26 protein-coding genes are annotated in these 24,414 nt (G+C 30.0%); 14 read left to right on the forward strand and 12 right to left on the reverse strand.

The annotated features are described in order from the left end of the window. Positions 1–10: 10 nt before the first annotated feature. Genes LN42_RS08130 through LN42_RS08140 form a run of 3 tightly spaced genes read right to left on the reverse strand, consistent with a single transcriptional unit; the run spans position 11 to position 2,494 of the window. The gene (locus LN42_RS08130) at positions 11–532 is read right to left on the reverse strand and encodes a dCMP deaminase family protein (RefSeq protein ID WP_014297039.1); all 522 of its coding nucleotides are present in this window, start codon (positions 530–532) and stop codon (positions 11–13) included. Continuing rightward, entirely contained in the window at positions 529–1,665 is a 1,137-nt protein-coding gene (hemW, locus tag LN42_RS08135) for a radical SAM family heme chaperone HemW (protein WP_171814213.1), read from the reverse strand. Before hemW ends, LN42_RS08130 begins: the two co-directional genes overlap by 4 nt. Further along, positions 1,655–2,494, reverse strand: a complete 840-nt coding sequence (locus LN42_RS08140; RefSeq protein ID WP_075780669.1) for a hypothetical protein — start codon at positions 2,492–2,494, stop codon at positions 1,655–1,657. Before LN42_RS08140 ends, hemW begins: the two co-directional genes overlap by 11 nt. Positions 2,495–2,639: 145 nt before the next feature. On the opposite strand from LN42_RS08140, the gene lepA reads away from it, so the two are divergent. Further along, entirely contained in the window at positions 2,640–4,460 is a 1,821-nt protein-coding gene (gene lepA, locus LN42_RS08145; protein WP_014297042.1) for a translation elongation factor 4, read from the forward strand. Between the two features lie 11 nt (positions 4,461–4,471). On the opposite strand, the gene LN42_RS08150 is transcribed toward lepA, so the two are convergent. The 4 genes from LN42_RS08150 to LN42_RS08165 form a co-directional block, all read right to left on the reverse strand. Next, on the reverse strand, positions 4,472–5,635 hold the full coding sequence (locus LN42_RS08150) for a S41 family peptidase (protein ID WP_014297043.1): 1,164 nt from the start codon (positions 5,633–5,635) through the stop codon (positions 4,472–4,474). Positions 5,636–5,656: 21 nt separating this feature from the next. Further along, positions 5,657–6,259, reverse strand: a complete 603-nt coding sequence (locus LN42_RS08155; protein ID WP_014297044.1) for a hypothetical protein — start codon at positions 6,257–6,259, stop codon at positions 5,657–5,659. A 146-nt stretch (positions 6,260–6,405) separates the two neighbouring features. Further along, a complete protein-coding gene (ribF, locus tag LN42_RS08160) occupies positions 6,406–7,302 on the reverse strand; it encodes a riboflavin biosynthesis protein RibF (protein ID WP_014297045.1) in 897 nt (298 codons plus the stop codon). A gap of 31 nt (positions 7,303–7,333) precedes the next feature. Then, entirely contained in the window at positions 7,334–8,356 is a 1,023-nt protein-coding gene (locus tag LN42_RS08165) for a 6-phosphofructokinase (RefSeq protein ID WP_014297046.1), read from the reverse strand. 209 nt (positions 8,357–8,565) lie between these two features. On the opposite strand from LN42_RS08165, the gene LN42_RS08170 reads away from it, so the two are divergent. The 11 genes from LN42_RS08170 to atpC are packed head-to-tail and all read left to right on the forward strand — an operon-like array spanning position 8,566 to position 16,111. Continuing rightward, positions 8,566–9,036 carry a chemotaxis protein CheX gene (locus LN42_RS08170; RefSeq protein WP_014297047.1) on the forward strand — a complete coding sequence of 157 codons (471 nt, stop codon included), beginning with the start codon at positions 8,566–8,568 and terminating at the stop codon, positions 9,034–9,036. Continuing rightward, complete coding sequence (locus tag LN42_RS08175) at positions 9,033–9,332, forward strand: AtpZ/AtpI family protein (protein WP_014297048.1); 300 nt, start codon at positions 9,033–9,035, stop codon at positions 9,330–9,332. Before LN42_RS08170 ends, LN42_RS08175 begins: the two co-directional genes overlap by 4 nt. Then, positions 9,268–9,627 (forward strand): hypothetical protein, encoded by a 360-nt coding sequence (locus LN42_RS08180; RefSeq protein WP_148265164.1) that lies wholly within the window; start codon positions 9,268–9,270, stop codon positions 9,625–9,627. The genes LN42_RS08175 and LN42_RS08180 overlap by 65 nt, the downstream gene beginning before the upstream one ends. A gap of 16 nt (positions 9,628–9,643) precedes the next feature. After that, complete coding sequence (gene atpB, locus LN42_RS08185) at positions 9,644–10,468, forward strand: F0F1 ATP synthase subunit A (protein WP_014297050.1); 825 nt, start codon at positions 9,644–9,646, stop codon at positions 10,466–10,468. A 42-nt stretch (positions 10,469–10,510) separates the two neighbouring features. Further along, entirely contained in the window at positions 10,511–10,807 is a 297-nt protein-coding gene (locus tag LN42_RS08190) for a F0F1 ATP synthase subunit C (RefSeq protein WP_014297051.1), read from the forward strand. Positions 10,808–10,851: 44 nt separating this feature from the next. Next, positions 10,852–11,343 (forward strand): F0F1 ATP synthase subunit B, encoded by a 492-nt coding sequence (gene atpF, locus LN42_RS08195; protein ID WP_014297052.1) that lies wholly within the window; start codon positions 10,852–10,854, stop codon positions 11,341–11,343. Continuing rightward, positions 11,340–11,894 carry an ATP synthase F1 subunit delta gene (gene atpH / locus LN42_RS08200; protein ID WP_014297053.1) on the forward strand — a complete coding sequence of 185 codons (555 nt, stop codon included), beginning with the start codon at positions 11,340–11,342 and terminating at the stop codon, positions 11,892–11,894. The genes atpF and atpH overlap by 4 nt, the downstream gene beginning before the upstream one ends. Positions 11,895–11,900: 6 nt before the next feature. After that, positions 11,901–13,418: a F0F1 ATP synthase subunit alpha gene (gene atpA / locus LN42_RS08205; protein WP_014297054.1), complete on the forward strand. Its 1,518-nt coding sequence runs from the start codon at positions 11,901–11,903 to the stop codon at positions 13,416–13,418. A 14-nt stretch (positions 13,419–13,432) separates the two neighbouring features. Then, a complete protein-coding gene (atpG, locus tag LN42_RS08210) occupies positions 13,433–14,269 on the forward strand; it encodes an ATP synthase F1 subunit gamma (RefSeq protein ID WP_014297055.1) in 837 nt (278 codons plus the stop codon). Positions 14,270–14,293: 24 nt separating this feature from the next. Next, the gene (atpD, locus tag LN42_RS08215) at positions 14,294–15,703 is read left to right on the forward strand and encodes a F0F1 ATP synthase subunit beta (RefSeq protein ID WP_014297056.1); all 1,410 of its coding nucleotides are present in this window, start codon (positions 14,294–14,296) and stop codon (positions 15,701–15,703) included. A 12-nt stretch (positions 15,704–15,715) separates the two neighbouring features. Then, positions 15,716–16,111: an ATP synthase F1 subunit epsilon gene (atpC, locus tag LN42_RS08220; protein WP_014297057.1), complete on the forward strand. Its 396-nt coding sequence runs from the start codon at positions 15,716–15,718 to the stop codon at positions 16,109–16,111. A gap of 35 nt (positions 16,112–16,146) precedes the next feature. Here the strand turns inward: atpC and purB are convergent, their stop codons facing one another. The 3 genes from purB to LN42_RS08235 are packed head-to-tail and all read right to left on the reverse strand — an operon-like array spanning position 16,147 to position 19,747. Continuing rightward, positions 16,147–17,439: an adenylosuccinate lyase gene (gene purB, locus LN42_RS08225; RefSeq protein ID WP_075780670.1), complete on the reverse strand. Its 1,293-nt coding sequence runs from the start codon at positions 17,437–17,439 to the stop codon at positions 16,147–16,149. A 3-nt stretch (positions 17,440–17,442) separates the two neighbouring features. Further along, positions 17,443–18,102, reverse strand: coding sequence for an MBL fold metallo-hydrolase (locus LN42_RS08230; protein WP_014297059.1), 660 nt, complete (start codon positions 18,100–18,102; stop codon positions 17,443–17,445). 46 nt (positions 18,103–18,148) lie between these two features. Next, entirely contained in the window at positions 18,149–19,747 is a 1,599-nt protein-coding gene (locus LN42_RS08235) for a GGDEF domain-containing protein (protein ID WP_041638575.1), read from the reverse strand. Positions 19,748–20,043: 296 nt separating this feature from the next. Here LN42_RS08235 and tig point away from each other — a divergent pair, with 296 nt between their 5' ends. Both tig and LN42_RS08245 read left to right on the forward strand, forming a co-directional pair. Continuing rightward, entirely contained in the window at positions 20,044–21,330 is a 1,287-nt protein-coding gene (gene tig / locus LN42_RS08240) for a trigger factor (RefSeq protein ID WP_014297061.1), read from the forward strand. An 81-nt stretch (positions 21,331–21,411) separates the two neighbouring features. Then, positions 21,412–23,565: a Tex family protein gene (locus LN42_RS08245; protein WP_014297062.1), complete on the forward strand. Its 2,154-nt coding sequence runs from the start codon at positions 21,412–21,414 to the stop codon at positions 23,563–23,565. A 32-nt stretch (positions 23,566–23,597) separates the two neighbouring features. On the opposite strand, the gene LN42_RS11065 is transcribed toward LN42_RS08245, so the two are convergent. Continuing rightward, positions 23,598–24,080, reverse strand: coding sequence for a cupin domain-containing protein (locus LN42_RS11065; RefSeq protein ID WP_014297063.1), 483 nt, complete (start codon positions 24,078–24,080; stop codon positions 23,598–23,600). 16 nt (positions 24,081–24,096) lie between these two features. Then, positions 24,097–24,405, reverse strand: a complete 309-nt coding sequence (gene fliE / locus LN42_RS08255) for a flagellar hook-basal body complex protein FliE (protein WP_014297064.1) — start codon at positions 24,403–24,405, stop codon at positions 24,097–24,099. Positions 24,406–24,414 lie beyond the last annotated feature (9 nt).

Here is a 24,414-nt window from a genome sequence, read left to right on the forward strand (position 1 = left end):
CACCTCCGATTTATTTTAATTGGAATAGCCTGTATTCAATATTTGAAAGTTTAAAAAATAATTTTGTTAATGAATCTGGATAATCTCCACCATATATTACACGCTTAATACCGGCGTTTATTATAAGCCTTGCGCAAACAGAACATGGTTGATGAGTTACATATATTGTTGCACCGTCAGTTGAAATTCCGAATTTTGCTGCCTGCATTAAAGCATTTTGTTCAGCGTGTAATCCATAACATATTTCCTGATGTTCACCGCTTTTTATATTTAATTCATCTCTGATACAGGTAATTTGATCACAGTGAGGAAAACCTGATGGTGGCTGGTTGTAGCCTGTTGCCAATACGCGTTTATCCTTTACTATTACAGCTCCAACCTTTCTATGGGTACACGATGATCTCTCACTAACAAGAAAAGCTATTTTCATAAAATAAATGTCCCAATCTTCAATATTTTTCTTTTCAGGAAAACTTATTTCCAATAATTTATTTTTTTTTATATATTCATCTACCCTATCCCTTAAACTCATAATATATTTTCCCTCACTTCCAGTATTTTTTCAAATACCATTTTAGATAAATCCAGGCCTTTTTCGTTTAATCTGACGTAATCATCAACAATAATCATATCAGATACCTCAGTACTCAAATTTTTGATGAATTTTAAAAATAAATCTCCGTATTTTTTTTCTAAATTTTTAACGCTTATTCCTTTTATAAGTCTTAATCCCATAAATAATTCTTCTGTTAATTCATTTAAAGGTTCATTTTGAACATAATAATCATATGGAATTTCATTGTTTGCTAATTTTTCCATATAGTCTTTCAATATCCATGTTTTTGTATATCTTATATTGCCAATATGACCACCGGCAGAAATTCCAAAACCATGATAATTTTCGTTATTCCAGTATTTTAGATTATGTTTACATTCAAAATTATTTTTTGCCCAATTGGAAATTTCATAACGTTGATAACCTACTTTTGAAAGTTCAGAAATAACAAAATCATAACCTTCTTCTATAAATGCATCATCAGGTAATGAAAGTTTTCCTTTGTTTAGTAAACTCCGAAGTGGAGTTTCATGATCGCTATCAAAAATATAATATGAGACATGATCAGGCTGCATTTTTTCTATATATTTAATATTTTCTTCTAAACTTTTCCAGTTATCTCCTGGTAATCCTAAGATAAAATCAAAATTTATATTTGAAAAATACCTTCTAGCAAGATAATACTTTTCCTGTATAACTTCGTTGTTGTATTTTCTATTCATTCTTTTTAAGATTTCATTATCAAAAGTTTGCACACCAATACTCAGTCTATTTATACCAAGTGAGAAATATGTATGTAATAATTCTTCAGTAAGAATTTCAGGATTGCTTTCAATAGTTATTTCGTCAGGTTGAAAATTGAAAGAATCTGATAATTTTTTAAATAATTTTTCTATATTTTTTATATCAACATAAGTAGGTGTTCCACCGCCTAAAAAAAGAGTTTCGATTTTCAGATTTTTGTCCTTATATAAATCTATTTCCTTAAAAAGCGATTCAAAATATCTATCCTGAATATTTAAATTTGTTGTCATGGGATAATCACAATATAAACATTTTGATTTGCAAAATGGAATATGTATATATAATCCAATTTTATTAGTATTCAATGAAGAAACACCATCCATTATTGGTTATTATTATGCTTAAAGGATTTTTAATATCGTTTTTGCTTAGATACAATAAGAACCCAGCATCTTCGGACATCTTCATCTGCATGCCAATATAATATTCGCTTTTATCTATTTTAAATGGTGATTGAAATGTGAAATAAGGATAATAATTATTTTCAGAATATAAAACTCCGTATCCCCAAAATCCAGAAAAATACTTGTTTTCTAATATTCCAACAGGTAAACTCAGCGAAATACCTAAAGAGGATTCACCTAGAATAAAAGGTATTTTCATGTATCTTTGTGCATATACTGAGTAATTTGACACAGAAAAATCTGTATTTTTATATTTGAAACTATTTGAATATGTGGTGAGCTTTAATATAGTAGCTGCTAATATTTTAGAAGAAGAAAGATTACGTGTTTCACTTCCGTTTTTAAATACTGAATTGTATGAATATGAGAAGCTTTTCATTGCCAGTTGATTGGAGTATTTTTTTATAGAATAAAAAATTTCTGGAGAATTGTTTTCTATATCGTATTTTATTCCAAAATCAAAAATTCTTTCGCCGATTTTTAATTTTATTTTTTTAAAGAATATTTTTTGATATGTATAAAATTCTTTGGAGCCAGTATAATATGTTCCAAGTGTTGGAAAGTGTAAATCGTAAGAGAATGGATATTTTCCTGATATTCCAAGATTTTGATTTTTAGTACTCCAAAACGGTATTTTTAATTCGAGATAATTATTGGTTATTTCATAATTAATGGAAAATGAAGTGATAAATAACAATAGTAAAAGAGAGATTAAAATATTTTTTTTCATGAGGCACCTCCTGATATAATAAATTTTAAAATTCTCCACCAAGAAGAATTATATCACAATTTTAATTTTCATATTAGCAAATTTGAAAAACTTTTCTGATATAATATAGAAAATTTTCATTGTTGTAATAGACGGAGGTGAAGTTATGTATAATCCTGAATTGATAAGAAATATCAGTATTATAGCGCATATAGATCATGGTAAAACAACATTGGTTGATAGAATACTTGAAATAACAAAAAGCATTGATAATCGTAAAATGCATGACCAATATCTTGATATGATGGATATTGAACAGGAAAGAGGTATTACAATAAAAGCACAACCTGTTAAAATTATGTATCCAGCTAAAGATGGAAATACCTATGAAATAAATATTATAGATACACCGGGGCATGTTGATTTTACATATGAGGTTTCAAGAAGTCTTGCAGCATGTGAAGGAGCAGTGTTGCTCGTTGATGCATCTCAGGGGGTAGAAGCACAAACAGTTGCAAATACATATCTTGCAATAGAAAATGATCTTGAAATTATTCCTGCGGTCAATAAAATCGATTTGCCAAATGCCAATGTTGAAGAGACATTGGCTGAAATAGAAGATTTAATAGGTATTTCAGCAGATGACGCGTTAAAGGTGTCCGGAAAAACAGGTGAAGGTGTTGAAGAGCTACTTGAAGAGATTATAAAGAGAATTCCAGCTCCTACCTCCAAAGGAACAAGTGAAGATAAGTTAAAGGCTTTGATATTTGATGCAAAGTATGATAAATATAGAGGAGTAATCATATATACGAGAATATATGGAGGAACAGTTAAAACTGGCGATAAAATAATGACTATGTCAAATAAAGAAACATATGAAGTTGTTGAAGTTGGAATATTCCATCCCGAAATGCAAAAAACAGATTCATTATCTGCTGGTGAAGTTGGATATATAATCGCAGGAATCAAAGAGGTTGAGCTTGCACGTGTAGGTGATACCATAACAAGTGCAACAGATCCAATAGATGAACCATTGCCAGGATATAAAGAAGTGAAACCTATGGTATATGCCGGTATATATCCTGGTGTTCCAGATTATTATGAAGAATTAAGAAAAGCGCTTGATAAACTAAAATTAAATGACGCTGCTTTAACCTTTAATCCTGAACATTCACCTGCGCTTGGATTTGGTTTTAGATGTGGTTTTCTTGGATTATTACATATGGATGTTGTAAGAGAAAGAATAGAAAGAGAATTTGAATTAGCCATTATATTAACAGCTCCAAATGTTGTTTATAAGGCTAAATTGAAAAATGGCGAAGAAATAGAAATTCATGATCCAACACAATTTCCTGATCAGGATTTATTGGAAGAAGTATATGAACCATATGTAAAACTTGATATTATTACACCAACAGAATATATGGGCGGTTTAATGGGTGTAGTTCAAAATGAAAAACGAGGAGAATTTGTTTCTGTATCAAATGCTGGTAAAGATAGGGTAGTTATGCATTTTGAAGTTCCACTTGGCGAAATAATCTTTGATTTCTTTGATAGAATGAAAGCGATTAGCCGCGGATATGCTTCAATGGATTATGAATTAATAGGATTTAGAAAATCTGATTTATTAAAGGTTACAATACTTGTTAATAGAGAGCCAGTTGAAGCGTTGTCGTTTATTGCACATAGAAGTAAATTATATGAAATGTCGAAGAAAATGGTAGAAAAATTAAAGGATCTCATCCCAAAACATCAGTTTGAAATTCCAATACAGGCAAAAGCAGATGGAAGAATTATTGCAAGATCCACAATTAAAGCATATAGGAAAGATGTTCTTGCAAAGTGTTATGGTGGAGATATAACAAGAAAGATGAAATTGCTTGAAAAACAAAAAGAAGGTAAGAAAAGAATGCGCCAAATTGGTAGGGTAACAATACCTCAAAATGCATTTCTTGCAATTTTGAAAATAAATGAGGAAGAAAAATAAATTTTCCCCCTTCAGGATAATGAAGGGGGATTTTTTAAACAAATATCAATAGCTTTTTCTAATAAAAGATCTTCTTCTGGTTCTCTGATATTTTCATATATTATACCAAAATCAGGATCTTCGATTTTTATGTTTGGTTCAAAACCTTTTCCTGAAATATTTTCGCCATTTAAAGATATATATTGTCCTACAGGTATTATTATTTTTCTATTTTCATCAAGAGAAAATGTATTTAAAATTTCAGATTTTCCATAAGTTCTTTCGCCAATAACAGTTGCAAGGTTATTATCCCTGAGATATAATCCAACCAATTCAGAAGCTGAAGCGCTAAATCTGTTTACAATTACAACTATTTTTTTATTATTTAATTCTTTTCTGTATTTGATATTTTGAATTCGACTGAGCATATAATAATTATTTTTAAGTTTTATATTATAAAATACATTTTGAGGAGATAAAAGCGAAAGGACTTTTTGAGCTTCATTTAAAGAACCACCATGATTATTTCTTAAGTCAATAATTATATTGTCGATTTTTCTTTCAATTGCAAGATTAATATAATCATTAAATCCTTCAAATAATCCTTCACCAAAATAGTTTATTTTTATTATCAAAAATTTTTTTTCTTTTTCTTTAATGACCTTTGTATCCATCATTTTATAAAAACCCGTCCTTTTTGAAAAGGAAATGTTAAATGTTTCTCGATTTTTGTTTAAAACAGTTATTGTAAAATTTTCCGTGTTTTCGAATGAGGGAATATCATCTCTTCTAACATCTTTGCCGTTAATTGCTATTATATAATCTCCTGAACGCAAACCTTCTTTATAAACCTTTGAACCGAAAAAGACCTCTGATACCTCTACTGCCTGTTTTTTAAAATTATATTTTCCTGTAAAACCCAGTTTATATGCATAATCTGATGCGAGATCAACATAATCTTTATTGGATTTTATAAAATCGCTATATTTTGTATGAAGTCCCTGTATAGCATTATATAACATATCGTCAATTTCTTCATCTGTTAATTCTGGATAGTAGTTGTTTTTTATGCAATTGTACATTTTTCCAAATATATTAGATTCATGTAGTTTAAGTTTATATTCTGTATTTAGCCATATAAGGTAGAATATTGCAGCAACGATTAAAAGATTTAAAATAAATTTTGTTTTTCCCATAGTATTCCTCCTTGTAAAAGATTATAGTAAATAAATAATAAGTGCCCAATAAATATGATCGGATCTTTTTATAATATAATACATCAAAAGAAAAAATACAAAGGAATATATATATCCTGTGAATAAAACATTATTAAATGAAAAATAAAATGAACTGTTTGTAAGTTTCAATCCATTTACAAATAATGATGCAAAGAAAGCTATTAAGAATGGTGATATAATACTGTCTGGATATGCATGTTCCATATCATCACGTAATTTTATACATAGAAAATAAATTAGGATAATTGCAAAAATAATAGAGGATTTGTTATAAAAAACATATATGTTATATTTAATATTATGTAAAACATGAATTAGCGTTAATGCCAATATCAGCAAAAGCAATTTCGTATCCTTAAAATTTTCTAGTACGCTGTTGATATCTATTCTAAGAAAATATAAATCATCTTCTTTAGTAAATGAGATTATGCTTTTAAAGAGTATATATATTGTAATAAAATTCAAAATGCCATTTCCATAAGGAAGACGCATATATAATGCAATATTTGAATACAAAACCATAAGAAAAATAGCAAAGAAGTAAAAAATATCTTTTTTTTCATTTGAATCATAAAATTCCACATTTTCCCTCCTTTTTTGTTAATAAATTATATTTTTAACAAACTTGTACAATATTATATCAAAAAAAAATATCTTTTTCAATAAAAAAATCCTGAGAGTTGTTAATTCTCTCAGGATTTTTTATAATAATCAATAGTTAAGAAATTTTAGTTTTGGAATTGTGACAATAACTTTCTTGCATTGTCTTCATCTTTTATCATTTGACTGATTAATTCTTTTTCAGATGAAAATTTCATTTCTTCTCTCATGAATTTTAAAACTTCAACTTCAATGACTTTATTATATAAATCACCAAAATAATCAAGGAAATATATTTCAACCTTTGGTTCTTTTATATCCAGATTAAAGGTTGGTCTCATTCCAACGCTCATAAGACCGAAATACTTGTATGGTGAATTTTTTACCCCGCCATATACAAGATATACTCCAAATTTAGGGTAAATAATTTTTTCTTTATATCTAATATCAATGTTTGCTGTTGGAAATCCCAGTTTAAATCCAACATGCCTATCTTCATATACGGGGCCTTCCAATGTCCAGTTTCTTCCGAGTAACTTATTTGCTTCTTCAATTCTTCCATTTTGTATAGACCTTCTTATAAATGTTGAACTAATACGTGTTTCTGAAGTTTTTATATCGTTTATTATTTCCACTATAAAATCTTTCTTATGTCTTTCTGCGAGAAGGAAATTTATATCTCCTTTTTTACCTTTACCAAATGTAAAATCTTCTCCGCATACTATACATTTCATTCCATTATTTAAAAGAAAATCCAGGTATTCTCCATGAGTAATGTTGATGACATCTGGAAGTTCAAATACTTCTGTTTCAAAACCCATAGATTGCAAAATTTCTTCTCTTTTATATGATGGGTAAATTAATCCAACAAAATCATTGGAAAAATGATGTAAAGCCGGATATTTCATTATATATGCTTTGGGTTTTAATTGATGTTTTTCCGCATAATCCAGAGTTTTTTTTAAAATTACCTGATGACCTTTATGTACGCCGTCGAAAGTACCAATTGTTACCGCATAATTCATAGTTCCACCTCATATTGATAATTTAACATCTTTAATCAAAGAAAATTTGAGCAAGTTTATAATATTCAAAAGGGACAAGTTTTTTGGTTGCTACACCATATTCCAATGGGATGGAGATAATTTCATTTCCCTTTAATGCAACCATTCTTCCAAAATCTCTTTTTTTGACTAAATTCATAGCTTCTACGCCATATCTTGTTCCAAGTATTCTGTCAAATGCAGTTGGGGTTCCGCCTCTTAATAGATGACCGAGAACTACAGAACGTGTTTCATAACCTGTTTTTTGTTCTATTATTTCTGCAAGATAATGAGCTACACCACCCAATCTAATATGTCCAAAGGCATCTATTGTTGATTTATCTGCAACCACTTCTTCTAATTCTGTTGGTTTAAATCCTTCTGCTACAGCTATTATCATATATCTATTTTTTTTCATTCTTCTATTGACATATGTTACAATTTCATTTATAGTCATTGGAAATTCTGGAATCAAAATTAAATGAGCTCCTGCCGCAAGTCCAGCTTCAATGGTTATCCAGCCAGCTTCTCTTCCCATAAGTTCAACAATCATTACACGTTGATGTGATTTCGCAGTAGAATGCAATCTATCAATGGCATCTGCGCCAACGTTTACAGCGGTATGAAAACCAAAAGTATAATCTGTATTTGAAACATCATTATCTATAGTTTTAGGAACACCAACTACAGGATATCCTAAACTTGAAAGTTTAGCAGCAACTGATAAGGTATCATCACCGCCAATGGCTATTAAAGCGTCAAACCCAAGTTCTTTAAAATTTTTTTCTAAAAGCATTCTATCTTCTTCTCTTTTAAATGGGTTTACTCTTGCAGTTCCGAGAATAGTTCCGCCTAAAATATGAATACCTTCTACATCTTCATTATCAAGTTTCATAACATCTTTTGATAACATACCTTTCCATCCGTTTAAAACTCCATAAATTTCATAACCTTCGCCTGAAGATCTAACAATACCTCTAATAACAGCATTTAAACCGGGACAATCTCCACCACCAGTTAAAATTCCTATTCGCATAATTCTCCCTCCCTGAAATATTAAAATGAAAGAAAATATTTATAATTCATATTTAATATTCAAATCGTCTTAACAGTATTATATCATATGCAGGAGATATTGTATAGTTAGAATGGCTAATTATAATTAATAAAATTTATTTTTGATATTATTGTAATTTTATTAAAATTATAGTATAATATGTATGAATAAGTTAAAGGAGGAATACTATGAATGTAAAAGTAATTAATTCTATTCTCGATGCTTTCTCAAAAACATTTAAGATGGCAACAAATGATATGGATATTGCTATCCAGAAACCTGTTGTTGATAAAGGAGAGGGAAGATCCTATGAAGTTGTTGTTACCATAGGTTTTATAGGGGATTTACACGGGAATATTCATATAGGTCTTTCTGAAGAATCAGCAAGAGCGGTTGTTTCTAAGATGATGATGGGAATGCCTGTTGAAAAACTTGATGAAATGAGTTTAAGTGCTTTAGGAGAACTTGGAAATATGATATCCGGAGCGATAGCAGTGAATCTTGAACAGCTTGGTTATAAGATAAATATTACTCCTCCTTCGATTATGCATGGAAATAACATTATCTTTATTAAAGATGGTGTTTCTTTGAGATTCCCGTTAACAATAGAAGGAAAGTATTCTGAAGAGTTTTTTGTAGTATTAAAAAGCGCGATATGAGAAGGCGAGATAAATTTGGAGTAGATATTAAAATATTTGCGCAACTTAATCTGGTATATTTTTTTGCTTTAACTGTATTGGCAAATATATTTGTTGGCTACATAATAGGATATATATTATCTTCCATAACACATGCAGAGGTGTGGAAGATAATCTTTTTGTTTTTAGGTATTATTTCTGGTTTATATCAAGGGATAATGGAATTAATGAAGGAGGCAGAAAAACAGGATAATGAATTTAAACAACAAAGAAATAGACAAACAACTACTGGAAAAAATGAAGGAAATAGCGATTAAAATAGGAATCCTTTCTCTGGGAGAAGTCGTAATTTTGTTTGTTTTTTTTGGTTTGAAATCATTATGGATTTTTTGGGGGAGCTTTGGAGCCGTAATTGGAATTTTAATGATAGTTGAAGATATTAAAAAAATAGTAACCAACGGCAAACAGAAATTTCCAAAAGGGTATATTATACGATATATTTTTTTTGGTATAATATTACTTGTTGGAGCACTTTTTTCTGAGGTAGGATTGTTTTTAACATTTTTAGGATTATTAAATATGAAAATAGCTGCACTACTTTCACCAAAATAACGGGGAGGAATATATTATGTCTGAAAGTCAGAAAAAAACACTTCTTGTTTTATTCCTGATCTATTTAGGATTAGGGCTTGTAAATTTCATCTTTTTTCCTTCAGCTAATTTGGAAGGTGTAGGATTAAGATGGACTTATACGTTTGGAGATACACCCTCTTTTTGGAATACTATTAATCCAATGACATTAATTATGTCCGGACTTATTATTTTATTATTGATAGTTTTTGCTGCGGGTGTAAAATTTGAATTAATTCCAAACAAGAAACAATCGATAGTGGAGGCTTTGCTGGAATACTTTTGGGAATTAGTGGAAGACGCTGTTCCAAATCAAAGATATAGAAAAGCAATATTTGCTATTTCAACAACACTATTTTTATTTATTCTTGTTGCTAATTTACTTTCAGGTTTTCCGGGTATAAATGTAGCTCCTACGGAAGAAGGTATAAAATTTGGAATTTTGACAGACACATGGTATACTCCAACATCAGATTTAAATACAAATGGAACATTTGCTGTAATGGTTTTGGTAATAAGTCATATCTTTGCAATTAAAGCTAAAGGTATTGGTAGCTGGATAAAGATGTTTTTTGAACCAACACCTTTGTTATTTCCTTTGAATCTTATTGGAGAAATAGCAAAACCAGTTTCGCATTCATTAAGGTTGTTTGGTAATATATTTGGTGGAGGTATTCTTGTATTAATCATCAGTTATATGATTAAATATTTTGTATTACCTGTATTTTTATGGGGATTTTTTGGAATATTTGTTGGATTTATACAGGCTTTTGTGTTTTCGTTGCTTGCAATAGCATATATGGGATCATTGCTTGAAGAATAATTTTTGTATCAACAATAAATCTTTTTAAGGAGGTAGATTTAAATGGCTGTTGAACAGGTAGCACAGGAAATTGTAAAATCAGGAAGTGAAGCTGCATTAGGTACAGGTTTATACTACATGGGTAAATTTATTGGTGCAGGTTTAGCTATGGGTATTGGTGCTGTAGGTCCAGGTGTTGGAGAAGGTAATGTTGGTGCTCATGCTATGGATGCTATGGCAAGACAACCTGAAATGGCTGGTACATTAACAACAAGAATGTTGCTTGCTATGGCTGTTACAGAATCAACAGGTTTATATTCATTGGTTATCGCATTATTGATGTTAATCGTTTTACCATAATATATATTCGGGGTAGTAATCCCCATAAAAGGGGGTGCAAGTAAATGTTAGATATAAATTTTACGTCATTGGTTAATTTAGCAGGATTTTTTGTTTTATTATATTTTCTCTGGGTATCATTATACAAACCATTTTTTGATATTGCAGAGAAAAGAAGGCAAATAGTTGAAAGTGAGTTAAATCAATCTGAAAAACTCAGAAAAGAAGCTGAAGAGAAATTAGCTCAGGCAAATAAAGAGCTTGAAGAGATAAGAGCAAAGAAAGAAGATATTATAAAAGATGCAGAAAATCTTGCAAAAGATATAATTGCCAAAGCTAAAGAAGATGCAATGAATGAGAAAAGCAGAATAATTTCTGCAGCAGAAAAAGAAGCAGCTGAAATTAAAGAAGAAGCATATAAAGATATACAAAATAAAGTTGTTTCATTATCAATTGCAATTGCATCAATGATTTTAAAGAAAAATATCGATGAAAAAGTGAACGAAGAAATAATTAAAAGAGCATTTGAAGCTTTGGATAAGGGTGAAAAGTTATGAAAGCTTCAATTTCAGTTGCAACAAGATATGTAGATGCTTTTTTTGAATATTTATCAAAAAATAATAAATTGGATAAGTTAGAAGAATATGTTAATGCTATAAAGAAAATAGTTGAAAAAATTGAAAATGATCATATGTTTGCTGATATGATAGGTAATCCTTTGCTTCCAAAGGATTATATTGCTATGGAGATAGCAAAAACGGCAGAGATAGATGATGTTGATTTTAATAAGTTTATTAGAGCTATTGTTTATAAGAAGAGGCAATTAATGTTGCCAATGATTTTTACTTTATTAGAACAAAAAAACAATGAACTAAAAAAAGTAGTAAAGGTAAAGGTTATAACACCTTATGCCTTAAATAAAGAAAATATAGAAGAATTAAGAGGATTAATACATAAAAAAACCGGTAGAACAGCAGAGTTAGATTCTGAAATAGACGAATCATTAATAGGTGGTATGCAATTACAACTTGAAGACAAAGTATTTGACTATTCAGTAAAAGGAATACTGGAAAAAATCGGACGCGAGTACGCTTCCAAGCGGGGGTGATTTGTTTTGAGAATAAATCCTGATGAACTTGAAAAGGTAATTGAGGAACGTATTAAATCATATGAATCAGGTGAAATAAAAGAAGTTGGATGGATTATCCAGGTTGGTGACGGTATTGCCAGAGCATATGGGTTAAGAGATGCAATGGCAAGTGAGCTTGTGGAAATCCATACAGATGAAGGTGAAGTAATAGATGGTATAGCCTTAAACCTTGAAGAAGATAATGTTGGTATTATTATACTTGGTGATTATAAGGTTATTAAGGAAGGAAACAAAGTTGTTAGAACAGGAAGAATTGCAGAAGTTCCTGTTGGAGAAGAATTATTAGGAAGAGTTGTTAATCCTTTGGGACAGCCTTTAGATGGAAAAGGTCCAATTAATGCTAAAAATACAAGACCAATAGAATTTAAAGCTCCAGGTGTTGTATTAAGAAAGCCTGTTGATACACCATTACAGACAGGTTTAAAAGCTATTGATACAATGATTCCTATTGGAAGAGGTCAAAGGGAATTAATTATTGGAGATAGACAAACAGGTAAAACAGCAATAGCTATAGATACAATCATTAACCAAAAAGGTAAAGGCGTTCACTGTATTTATGTTGCAGTAGGTCAGAAATCATCATCTGTTGCAAGAACAGTTGCAAAACTTGAGCAACATGGTGCAATGGAATATACAACAGTTGTTGTAGCAAGTGCAAGTGATCCAGCATCATTATTGTATCTTGCTCCATATGCAGGTTGTGCAATGGGCGAATATTTCATGTTTAATGGAAAAGATGCACTTGTTGTATATGATGACCTTTCAAAACACGCAGCAGCTTATAGGGAACTTTCATTGCTCTTGAGAAGACCACCAGGACGTGAAGCATATCCAGGTGATGTATTTTACTTGCATTCCAGATTATTGGAAAGGGCAGCAAGATTAAATGAAAAATATGGCGGAGGTTCATTAACCGCATTACCTATAATCGAAACACAGGCAAATGATGTTTCTGCATATATTCCTACAAATGTTATTTCTATTACAGATGGACAGATTTATCTTGAACCATCATTGTTCTATGCAGGACAAAGACCAGCTGTTAATGTTGGTTTATCAGTTTCAAGGGTTGGTGGTGCTGCACAGATTAAAGCTATGAAACAGGTTGCTGGTAGTTTGAGGCTTGATCTTGCACAGTACCGTGAACTTGAAGCATTTGCGCAATTTGCAACAGAACTTGATGAATCAACAAGGAAACAGTTAATCAGAGGTGAAAAGCTTTCTGAACTATTAAAACAGGGGCAATATATGCCTATGGATGTTGAAGATCAGATTGCAGTCGTATTTGCTGGTGTAAATGGATATCTTGATGATATACCAACATCAAGCATATCAAAATTTGAAAAAGAATTCTTACAATTCTTAAAATCAAATAGACCTTCTATTTTAGAAGCAATAAAAACTAAAAAGAAAATTGATGATGAACTTGAAAAAGACTTAAGAAAAGCTATTGAAGACTTTAAACAGGGTTTTCAGGCTTAAGGCGGTGAAAGGCCATGAGTCGTGGAAAACTTAGAATATTAAAACAAAGGCGTGCTTCAACGCAGTCAACTATGAAAATTACAAAAGCAATGGAAATGGTTGCTGCGGCAAAAGCCAACAAGATTGTAAAAGATATTCAGGCATTAAAAGATTATGCATATTATGCAGAAAAGGTAATAAAAAAATTATCTCCTGTTGAAGATAGTATATATACATCAAAAAAGCCTGGCACTTTAATAGTAACAGTTACACCAGATATGGGGTTGTGCGGAGCATTCCCGATGGAATTAGCGAAAGAAGCTATGAACTTAGCAAATAAAACAGAAGATTTTGTTGGTTTTGTAAATATTGGAACAAAAGGTGAAATAGAACTTAAAAAAACAGGCAAATTAATATTATCCAGAACCAAACTATACGATGTTCCTACGCAGGAAAATGCAGAATATGTTCTTGATGATATAATTGATATTATTGAAGAAAAAGGTATAGGAAAGGTTAAAGTAGTATATGGTGCATTTAAAAATGCCCTTGTCCAAAAACCTGAAATAGTTGATTTGCTTCCTGTATCTTTTGAAGGCAAAAATGAATCAAGATATGAATATGAACCAGATTCAAAAGAACTATTTGAAGAAGCTGCATATTTATATCTTTTATCAAAAATGTATATGATTTTGTATGAAACAAAGATTAGTGAATTATATGCAAGGAAAAATGCAATGCATAATGCTACAGATAATGCAAAGAACTTAATCGAAAAGCTCACATTAGCTTATAATAAAGCAAGACAGGCTTCAATTACACAGGAATTAATCGAAATAGTAAACGGAGCACAGGCATTGCAAGAAGAATAATAAGAATTTTTGGGGGTGTAATAAGTGGAAAAAAATATAGGAAAAGTAGTTAGTATCATAGGCCCCGTTGTGGATGTTAAATTTGATACAGGTAAACTTCCAGAAGTTTATAATGCACTTGAAGTTATAAATCCATATACTAATCATAAACTTGTTTTAGAGGTTGAACAATTAATTGGTGATAATACAGTTAGATGTGTTGCACTTGATTCTACAGACGGTTTAAAAAGAGGGCTTGAAGTTGTAGATACAGGAGAACCTATTAAGGTACCTGTAGGTGATGCTACACTTGGTAGAATGTTCAATCTTCTTGGTGATCCAATTGATGAAAGAGGCGATGTTAATGCAAAAGAATATTGGCCAATTCATAGGGAACCACCAACATTAAAAGAACAATCAACAGAAATTGAAATACTTGAAACAGGTATTAAGGTTATTGACCTTCTTGCACCATTCCCAAAAGGTGGTAAGATAGGTTTCTTCGGTGGTGCAGGTGTTGGTAAAACAGTTCTTGTTATGGAACTTATAAGAAATATCGCTATTGAACATAAAGGTCTTTCACTTTTTGCTGGTGTTGGAGAAAGAACCAGGGAAGGTAATGACTTATGGCTTGAAATGCAAGAATCAGGAGTTTTACCAAATACAGCTCTTGTATTCGGTCAGATGAACGAACCACCAGGAGCAAGGTTTAGAATAGCTTTAACAGCATTGACAATGGCTGAATACTTTAGAGATGTTCAGAAAAAAGATGTATTATTATTTATAGATAATATCTTCAGATTTGTTCAGGCTGGTTCGGAGGTTTCTGCTCTTTTAGGACGTATGCCATCAGCTGTTGGTTATCAACCAACACTTGCAACTGACGTTGGTCAGTTACAGGAAAGAATTACATCTACAAAAGATGGTTCTATTACATCTGTTCAGGCTGTTTATGTTCCTGCAGATGATATTACAGACCCTGCTCCAGCAACAACATTTACACATCTTGAAGCAACAATTGTTTTATCAAGGCAAATTGCAGAATTAGGTTTATATCCTGCAGTTGATCCACTTGATTCAACATCAAAGGTTCTTGATCCGGCAGTTCTTGGTGATGAACATTATAGTGTTGCTCGTGGTGTTCAACAGGTATTGCAGAGATATAAAGATTTACAGGATATTATTGCTATTCTTGGTATTGAAGAATTATCAGAAGAAGATAAACTTACAGTTCAAAGAGCAAGAAAAATACAGAGATTCTTAACTCAACCATTTTTTGTTGCAGAAAAGTTCTCTGGAATTGAAGGTCAATATGTAAAAGTTGAAGACACAGTAAAAGGATTTAAAGAAATTTTAGAAGGAAAATACGACCATATTCCTGAACAGGCATTCTATATGGTTGGTACAATAGAACAGGCATTGGAAAAGGCAAAGAATATGGGAATAAAAGTTTAAGGAGGGGGTAAAATGTTTGATTTAAAAATAGTAACCCCCAAAGGAGTAAAAACAACAATTGAAGCAGAATATGCCGAATTTACAACAATAGAAGGTGGCATGGGTGTTTTAACAAATAGATTGCCCATTGTTGCCAAATTAAAAGTAGCTCCTTTAAAGGTAAGACACAAAGATGGAAAAGAAGAAGTATTTGCTGTTCATGGCGGAATTCTTGAAATGGACGGTAAAGAGATGATAGTTCTTACCACAGCAGCCGAAAGGCCTGATGAAATAGATGTAGAGACTGCAATGAAAGCAATTGAAGCTGCAAAAGAAAAATTAAATCATGCAGAAAGTTCTGTTGAAAAAGCAAAAGTCCAGGCAGAAATTGAGAAGAACATGGTAAGAATATCAATTGCGAAAAAATAATAATAAAAGCGCGGATTAATCCGCGCTTTTATTTATTATAACCCAAAACGTTTATATATGGCGTCAATATTTCTAAGATAATAGTCAGGAGTAAATAATTTATCAAACTCTTCCTTTGAAAATAAGGAACGTATTTTTTCGTCATTCCATAATATTTCTTTAAAATCATTTCTGTTATCCCATGCTTCAAGAGCATATTTTTGAACGAATTTATAACCTTCTTCACGGCTTAACCCTTTATCAATCAAAGCTAATAACACTCTTTGCGAATAAACAAGATTATATGATCTTTGAAAGGTTTCCTTTATTCTATCCTCGTAAACAATTAAGTTTTCCATTAAATATTGTGTTTTTTTCACCATATAATATGCAATTAATGTTGCATCAGGAAGAAATACTCTTTCCACAGATGAATGAGAAATATCCCTTTCATGCCATAGTGCAATGTTTTCGTATCCTCCAACAGTATAACTTCTGAGCATTCTTGCCATACCGGTCAGTCTTTCACAGAGTATAGGATTCTTTTTGTGCGGCATTGCTGATGAACCTCTTTGTCCTTTTTTGAAAGGTTCCTGAGCTTCAAGTATTTCAGTTTTTTGTAAATGCCTTATCTCTATTGCAATTCTTTCAATTCCGGCACCAATTAAAGCAAGTGTTGAAAGAAATTCAGCATGTCTATCTCTTGGAACAACCTGTGTAGCAACAGTTTCTGGCTTTAATCCTAATTTATTAAGAGCAATTTCTTCAATTTCCGGATCAATATTTGCGTAATTTCCCACTGCACCACTTAATTTTCCAAATGAAATATTATCTATAGAATTTTTTAAACGATCAATATTTCTATTTAATTCAGCAAGATAGGAAAGCATCTTTAAACCAAAAGAAGTTGGTTCTGCATGAACACCATGAGACCTTCCTACAGTGTAAAGATATTTATATTTAACAGCATTATCTTTTAAAATATCAGCTAATGTATACATTTCTTTTAAAATTATTTCTCCAGCTCTTTTTAATCCCAAAGACCAGGCTGTATCTACTATGTCTGAAGAGGTTAATCCTTTATGAAAGAATCTTGCTTCATCACCCATTTCATCTGTTATAGATTTAATAAAGGCAATGACATCATGATCTACTACACTTTCAATTTCAAGAATTTTTTCGACATCAATAACAGCTTTTTTTCTAATTTTTTCAGCAGTACCTTTTGGTGCAATATTTTTTTCCTCAAAAGCTTCAATAACTGCTAATTCGATTTCCAGCCATCTTTTGTATTTTTCTTCTTCTGACCATAATTCCTTTAAGGGGGATAGGGAATACCTTTCAATCATTTTCTAACCTCCATATTTTAAAAAGATATTGTCATTTTTTAATTCTTCAAGATAACAGATATTCATATGGCCGGGCATTATTATAGTGGTATCTTTTTTTGATTTTATAAATTCTTTAAATATGGAAATGGATCTTTTCATCATTTTCTCATCGCCATATGGAAGGTCAGTTCTGCCAATTGAATCACTAAACATAAAATCTCCGGTAAATATAAAATTACCAAAGTCATAAATCATTGAACCAGGAGTATGTCCCGGAAAATATTTTGCAAGAAATTTTAAATTGCCAATTTTATAATAACCTTCATAAAGTGTTTCAACATTAATGTTTAATTTAAAATCAACACCAAACATATAACTTAGATTTTTAGAACTATCGTTTAAGTAACTTATTTCTTTATGTGGAACCAAAATTTTAAATCCTTTATCTTTTAGTATTTCCAGACCAGCAATATGGTCATAATGGCCATGAGTTATCAGAATATATTTTTCTGGATAATTTTCAGGATTAAAAAATTGAAATATTATATCATTTCCTTTTCCTGGATCAATTATAATCAATGTATTATCATCGTCAATAACATAAGTGTTTACGCCAAAAGGAGGAAGAATAAATAAAAATACTTTTGTATTCCCTTTTTCGTAAAAAGGTATTAAATCCATTTTACACCAACCCTCAATTTAAAATTAATTTAGGTGATAATATTTTTTATTGTTTAGAAGATTTCATCTTTCTTAACAGGCTCTTTTTTAATTCTTTCATTTCTTTCATTTTTTTCTGTGCATCTTTAAATAAATTATCAATATTCTGATTTTTGTATTCAATTAAACCGTAGCTTATTGAAATTTTGTATTTGGCATCAGTAGTAATATTAAATTTCTTTATGGCATCAACAAATCTTTTTAAAACCCGTTGAGAAATTTCCAGATTAACAAATCTTAAAACTACTACAAATTCAGAGTCTGTAAATCTGAAAACAAAATCTCTATCTCTAAATGTTTGTTTCATGATATCCACAAGATTTAAAATCATATCATTAGCTTCTTCTATTCCTAATGAATCTTTTACAAGGTAATAATTGTCGACTTCAAGATAAATAACACAGAAACTTTCCTGATTTTTAATTATTTTAGTAATTATATTCATTGCACCTTTTTTATTAAATAGCTTTGTTAAAGTATCTTTTAAAGCCATATCGTATAGTAAGTTTTTTTCTTTTTCCATTGATTCAAGTTTTCTTTTAAGATTTGAAAATTCCCTTTCTTCTTCACTTAATTTCTGCGCCAATGTTTTTGTTATATGCGAATAATATTTTATAAGAGTATCTATTTCTCTAACACCGGTATGATCATCGATTTTACCAATATTGCCATCCTCAATATTTTTTATTAAATTTGTAATAGGTTTTTCTACGCGTAAAGCATTTCTGTAACTAAATATCAGAACAATAATAGCAACAGAAAAGGTTATTATAATAAATAAAATTTCTACGATATTTTTTAAAGAAATTATTTCAGAAAAATCCATTACAACTTTTGTTAAAACAACAAAATTAAACTTTCTATTATTTATAGTTGGTGGAGACCATTTGAAGTAGATATAAGCTTTTTTCCAGTTTGATAATTCTCTTATAGTGTAATCATTAACTTTTCCAGTATTAACAGGAGAATTTTCAAAAATATTTTTCTCTTCTTTGCTTAATAAAGGAAACTTGCTTGAGAAAGGTGTATAGTTTATATTATAAGTATATATGTTTTGTATAAAATTAAAGTTCAAAACAGAAATTGTTTTAAAGAATATAGGGACAGAATTTTCATTTAACAATATTCCCAGCTCGAAAATATTTCCGTTATCTAAAGTCTTATAAGCATACATTCTTGGAAAGTTTGTTTTTACTTCAAAAGAAAGCATACTAATATATGGATCTGTTTTACTTAGCTTTTTTTGAATAAACTTCCAGTATGAAGGAATTCTTTTTGCCAAATTTAATCCAAGATCAGGTTCATAATCAGTCTCGATTATTTCTCCATTTTTATTGATAATATAATAGTTTATGTCCTTTACAAAAGGATTGTTTTTGAATTTGTTAAATTTATATTCCTGAAAAAAGTTTTTAAAATTTTCAGGATTATTTATAAATACGTCTAAAACTTCTTTTAGTATAACTTCTGTCATTTCTTCGGCTTTTAAACTATAAACATCTAGCAACGGGATTTGAGAGTTATAAAAAGAAGTGATTGAATTTAATGTTTTGGTTACTGTTGAAGTATATAATTTTTTAAAGATAATATTCATTGAAAATAGCAATAAGATTACTACAACAAGAACAATAGATATAATAATAAACAGATTTTGTTTAAATAAAATATCCCGAATACTTTTATTATTTACCCCATGAATTTTTCCCCCTACCAGAAATAAGTTTTTATATACATATTATACCTTTTTTTCTATAAAAAATCAAAAGAAAATATATTTCTTCTTATTAAATTTATTACTTATCTGAAATCCTAATTTGACTTAATTTTAACAGTATTAAAGTATTTTGCAAGTATAATATAATCAGTATATATAAATCAAAATAAGAAAAAGGAGTGTTGAAAATGCAGAAAGAAGTATTATCTACAGACAAAAACGTAAAAAGATATCTTGTAAAATTTGACAAAAGCGATATTACAAAAGCAGAAGACCAGATTGTTAGAGAATTAAACCAGAGATATACATTTCATGGTTTCAGAAAAGGTAAAGTGCCTAAGAAAGTTATGAAAATCAAATTTGGTGAAGATTTTGTTGAAATGGTTAGAGAAATATTATTAGATCAGGTTGAAGAAGAATTTAGAGATGATAAGATTTTATTTGGTCCATATATTGAATCATTTGCTCTTGATAATGATTTTGCAGAAGTTGAAGTATTAGTTCACGAGCATCCTGAAATTACATCAATGAAATTTGAGGAAATGAAAGTAGAGGTCCCAACAGAAAAAGAAGTTGTAGAAAAATTTGTAGAAGAAAGAATAAAGGATTTATTAGAAGAAAATCCTATTCTTGAAGAAAAAGAAGAGCCAGCAGAGATCAATGATCTTGTAAAAGTAAAATATACAGTAGTTACAGAAGACGGAAAAGAATTATATAAAGATAAAGAAAGCGAATATGTATTATACGAAGAAGATAAAAGACCTATGGTTCAGGATCTTGTTGGAAAGAAAAAGGGAGATTACGTTGAAATAAACAGAGAATTTGAAGACAAAAAATACGTGTATAAAATCAATGTTGAAGGAGTTTATAAAAGAATAGTACCTGAATTAACAGATGAAATAGCAAAAACATTAGACAGCGAAGTAAATTCAGTTCTTGAATTAAAAGAAAAGCTCTCAAAAGAAGGAGCAGAATCATTTAAAGTATGGAAGGAAGATTATGTAAGAAATTACATATTAGCAGAATTACACAAGTATGTTGATATAGATGTATCAGAGGAAACAATAGAAGATTTTGTTGAAAAAACTCTTGAAAGAGTTAAAAATAGCGGAAAATACGATGAAGAAGTGGAAAAATACGGTGGAGAAGAAAAATATCTTGATGAATTAAAAGAACAGGCTATAAGATCAATTAAGGAAATGACAGTAATTAACAAAATTTCAGAAGATAATAATTTAAAGGTTGAAGAAAAAGAATTAAGCGAAGCTATACATTCATTTGCTCATATGTGGAGAATTCCTCATGACAAGGCAAGAGAAATTGTTTATTCAAATGCAGAAATTTTAGGAAATCTTATGTGGGATATCTTAAGCAAAAAGGTTGCAGATTTCTTAAAGGAAAAAGTAGAAATAGTTGAAGTTGAAAACTTCGAAGAAAAGCAAAAAGAAAAAGAAGAAAATACAGAAGAAAATTAATTTTATAATTGTATAATTAAATAAAACAGGGGAGAAATCCCCTGTTTTAATTACATGGTATTAATTTAAGGGAGTGATAGAATGGATATATTGAAAAATATTTCCGAAGAATTAAAAATAAAGGATTGGCAGGTAAAAAATACGGTAAATCTTTTAAATGATGGAAACACAATACCGTTTATAAGTCGTTATAGAAAAGAAGCAACAGGAAATTTAAATGAAGGAATCATAAGAAAAATTTCTGAATTATTCCAATACTATACAGATCTTGAAAAAAGAAAAGAAAGTGTTTTAAAATCAATAGAAGAGCAGGGAAAATTAACAGAAGAATTAAAAAATAAAATATTACAGGCTAAAAAACTCAGTGAAGTAGAAGATCTATATTTGCCATATAAAAAGAGAAAGAAAACAAAGGCTGATATTGCAATAGAAAATGGTTTAGAACCATTTGCAAAGAAATTACTTTCCGAGGAAATTGAAAATATTGAGCAGGAAGCTCAAAAATACATAAATGATAAAGTAAAAAGCGTTGAAGAAGTTTTTGAAGGAGTAAAATATATTATAGGTCAATATTTTGCTCATAATGAAAAAATAAGAAAAATTTTAAGAGATGACTTATTAAAATATGGAAGAATTGAATCAAATAAAAAGAAAAAGTTCATAGAAGAAAAGACAAAATACGATATGTATCATGAATTTTCTCAAGAAATAAGAAAAATACCAAATTATAGGGTTTTATCTATAAATCGTGGGGAAAAAGAAGGTGTTTTAAGCGTAAAACTCTCATTGGAAGAAAAATATATAGAAAAACTCTACAAATTCTATCTTACAAAATACGAGGAAAACAATAAAATAATAAAAGAAGGACTTGACTATGGTTTTAAAAATATGCTCTTTCCGTCTATTTCAAATGAAGTAAGAAATTTACTTACACAAAGAGCTGAAGAATCTTCAATAGAATTGTTTTCCAAGAATTTAAAGGAACTATTATTAACCCCACCGTTGAAAAACAAAAGAGTTCTTGCTATAGACCCTGGATATAGAACAGGATGTAAAGTAGTAGCTCTTGATGAATCTGGCAAATTTCTGGAAAATGCAACAATATATCCCGTTCCGCCGCAAAATGAATTTGAAAAATCAGAAAAGATAGTATTGGATTTTATAAAAAAATATAATCTAAACCTTATAGTAATTGGAAACGGAACAGCCTCAAGAGAAACACAGAGTTTTATAGTAGATGTTGTAAAAAAACATAATCTTGGTCTTAAATATATATTTGCAGATGAATCCGGAGCTTCTGTATATTCAGCATCAAAATTAGCAGCTAAGGAATTTCCAGATTTAGATGTCACAGTTAGGGGAGCCATAAGTATAGGAAGACGTATTCAGGATCCTCTTGCAGAATTTGTAAAAATAGATCCAAAATCATTGGGCGTAGGTCAATATCAGCACGATATGAATCAAAAGTTGCTAAAAGAAAAGTTAGAAAATACAGTGGAACATGTTGTGAATCTTGTTGGGGTAAATTTAAATACAGCTTCAGCAGCATTATTACAATATATTTCAGGTATTACACCAAAACTTGCGGAAAATATTGTAAAATACAGGGAAGAAAATGGATTTTTCAAAGAAAGAAAGGAATTATTAAAAGTAAAAGGATTTGGTCCTAAAGCTTTTGAACAGGCAGCAGGGTTTTTAAGAATTTTTGATGGGAATAATCCGCTTGAAGTTACAGGTATTCATCCTGAAAGTTATGAAAAAACAATACAATTATTAGAATATTTAGGTTTTAAACCAGAAGATATATTAAATTCAGAAAAATTAGAAACATTAAGAGAAAAGTTAAAAAAATATTATGGTGAAAATGAATTAAAAAAATTAGCCGAACAACTTGAAATAGGAGAATATACGCTCAAAGACATAATAACAGAATTACAAAAACCAGGCAGGGATTTAAGAGATGAATTACCTCAACCATTATTGTATGAAGACGTTTTAACCTTTGATGATTTAAAGGTTGGAATGATTTTACAGGGAAGAGTTACAAATATAACAGATTTTGGAGCATTTGTAGATTTGGGAATAAAAGAAAATGGTTTAATACACAAATCAAATATGTCTGAAAAATACATAAAACATCCTTCAGAAGTTGTGAGCATAAACCAAATAGTAAATGTAGAAATACTTGATATGGATAAAGAATTAAAAAGAATAAATTTAAAATTACGTGGCTAAAATAATAAAATAAGGCTCGAATTTTTCGAGCCTTATATATTTATTCCGAAATTATAATGTTTTTTAATATCTTCTAAAATCTCCCAGGTGCAGGATAATCCCTTTTTAAATCGTACAAGGTCACCTTTTTCAATTAAATACTCGCCGTTTTCAGTATATACTTTTACCTTACCTTCGAGGATATAGCAAACTTCAGAATCATCATAATACCAATCAAATTTTGAAGCTTCCTTTGTCCAAATTGGCCATTTTTCTACATCCAGTTTTTTTAATAAGTCTTCATCAGGATTTTTAATTATTTTTACTTCCATTTCATTATCCATCATTTTCACCACCGGATCCTTTAATTTTTTTTCAAGATTAACCATTGTTTCACCAAGTAGTTGAAAATATTCTTCTATGGATTCTTTGTCAAAATTTTTGACAAGAAAATCCTCCAGATCATCAAATGATGCATCTGGATTCTCTTCAAAAAAAGTATCAACCATTGAAATAATTTTTTCCAATCTTTCCATCGAATAACCTCACTTATTAAATCTGCATTCTCATAATTTCTTTGTAAGCCTGAACTATCTTGTTAGTAACTTCGGTTGTGAGTTTTAAAGATAAAGAAGCCTTTTCGGCAGAAATAATAACATTGTGAATGTTATCAATCTTACCAGCTGCATAATCAGCACTCATTTGTTGAGCCACCTTTTGCGTTTTGTTAACATCTTCAATAGCGTTTTTAAGGATATCTGCAAAATTGAGATTTCCCTGTTTTGTTTGATCCTTTTTTTGCGTCCGTGCTATATTATTAATTCCATTTATTCCTGAAATACCTGGTACCTTTTCAATCATTTATTGCAC

It is taken from the genome of Marinitoga sp. 1137 (genome assembly GCF_001941525.1).
In the GTDB taxonomy this organism is placed as follows: Bacteria; Thermotogota; Thermotogae; order Petrotogales; family Petrotogaceae; genus Marinitoga; species Marinitoga piezophila.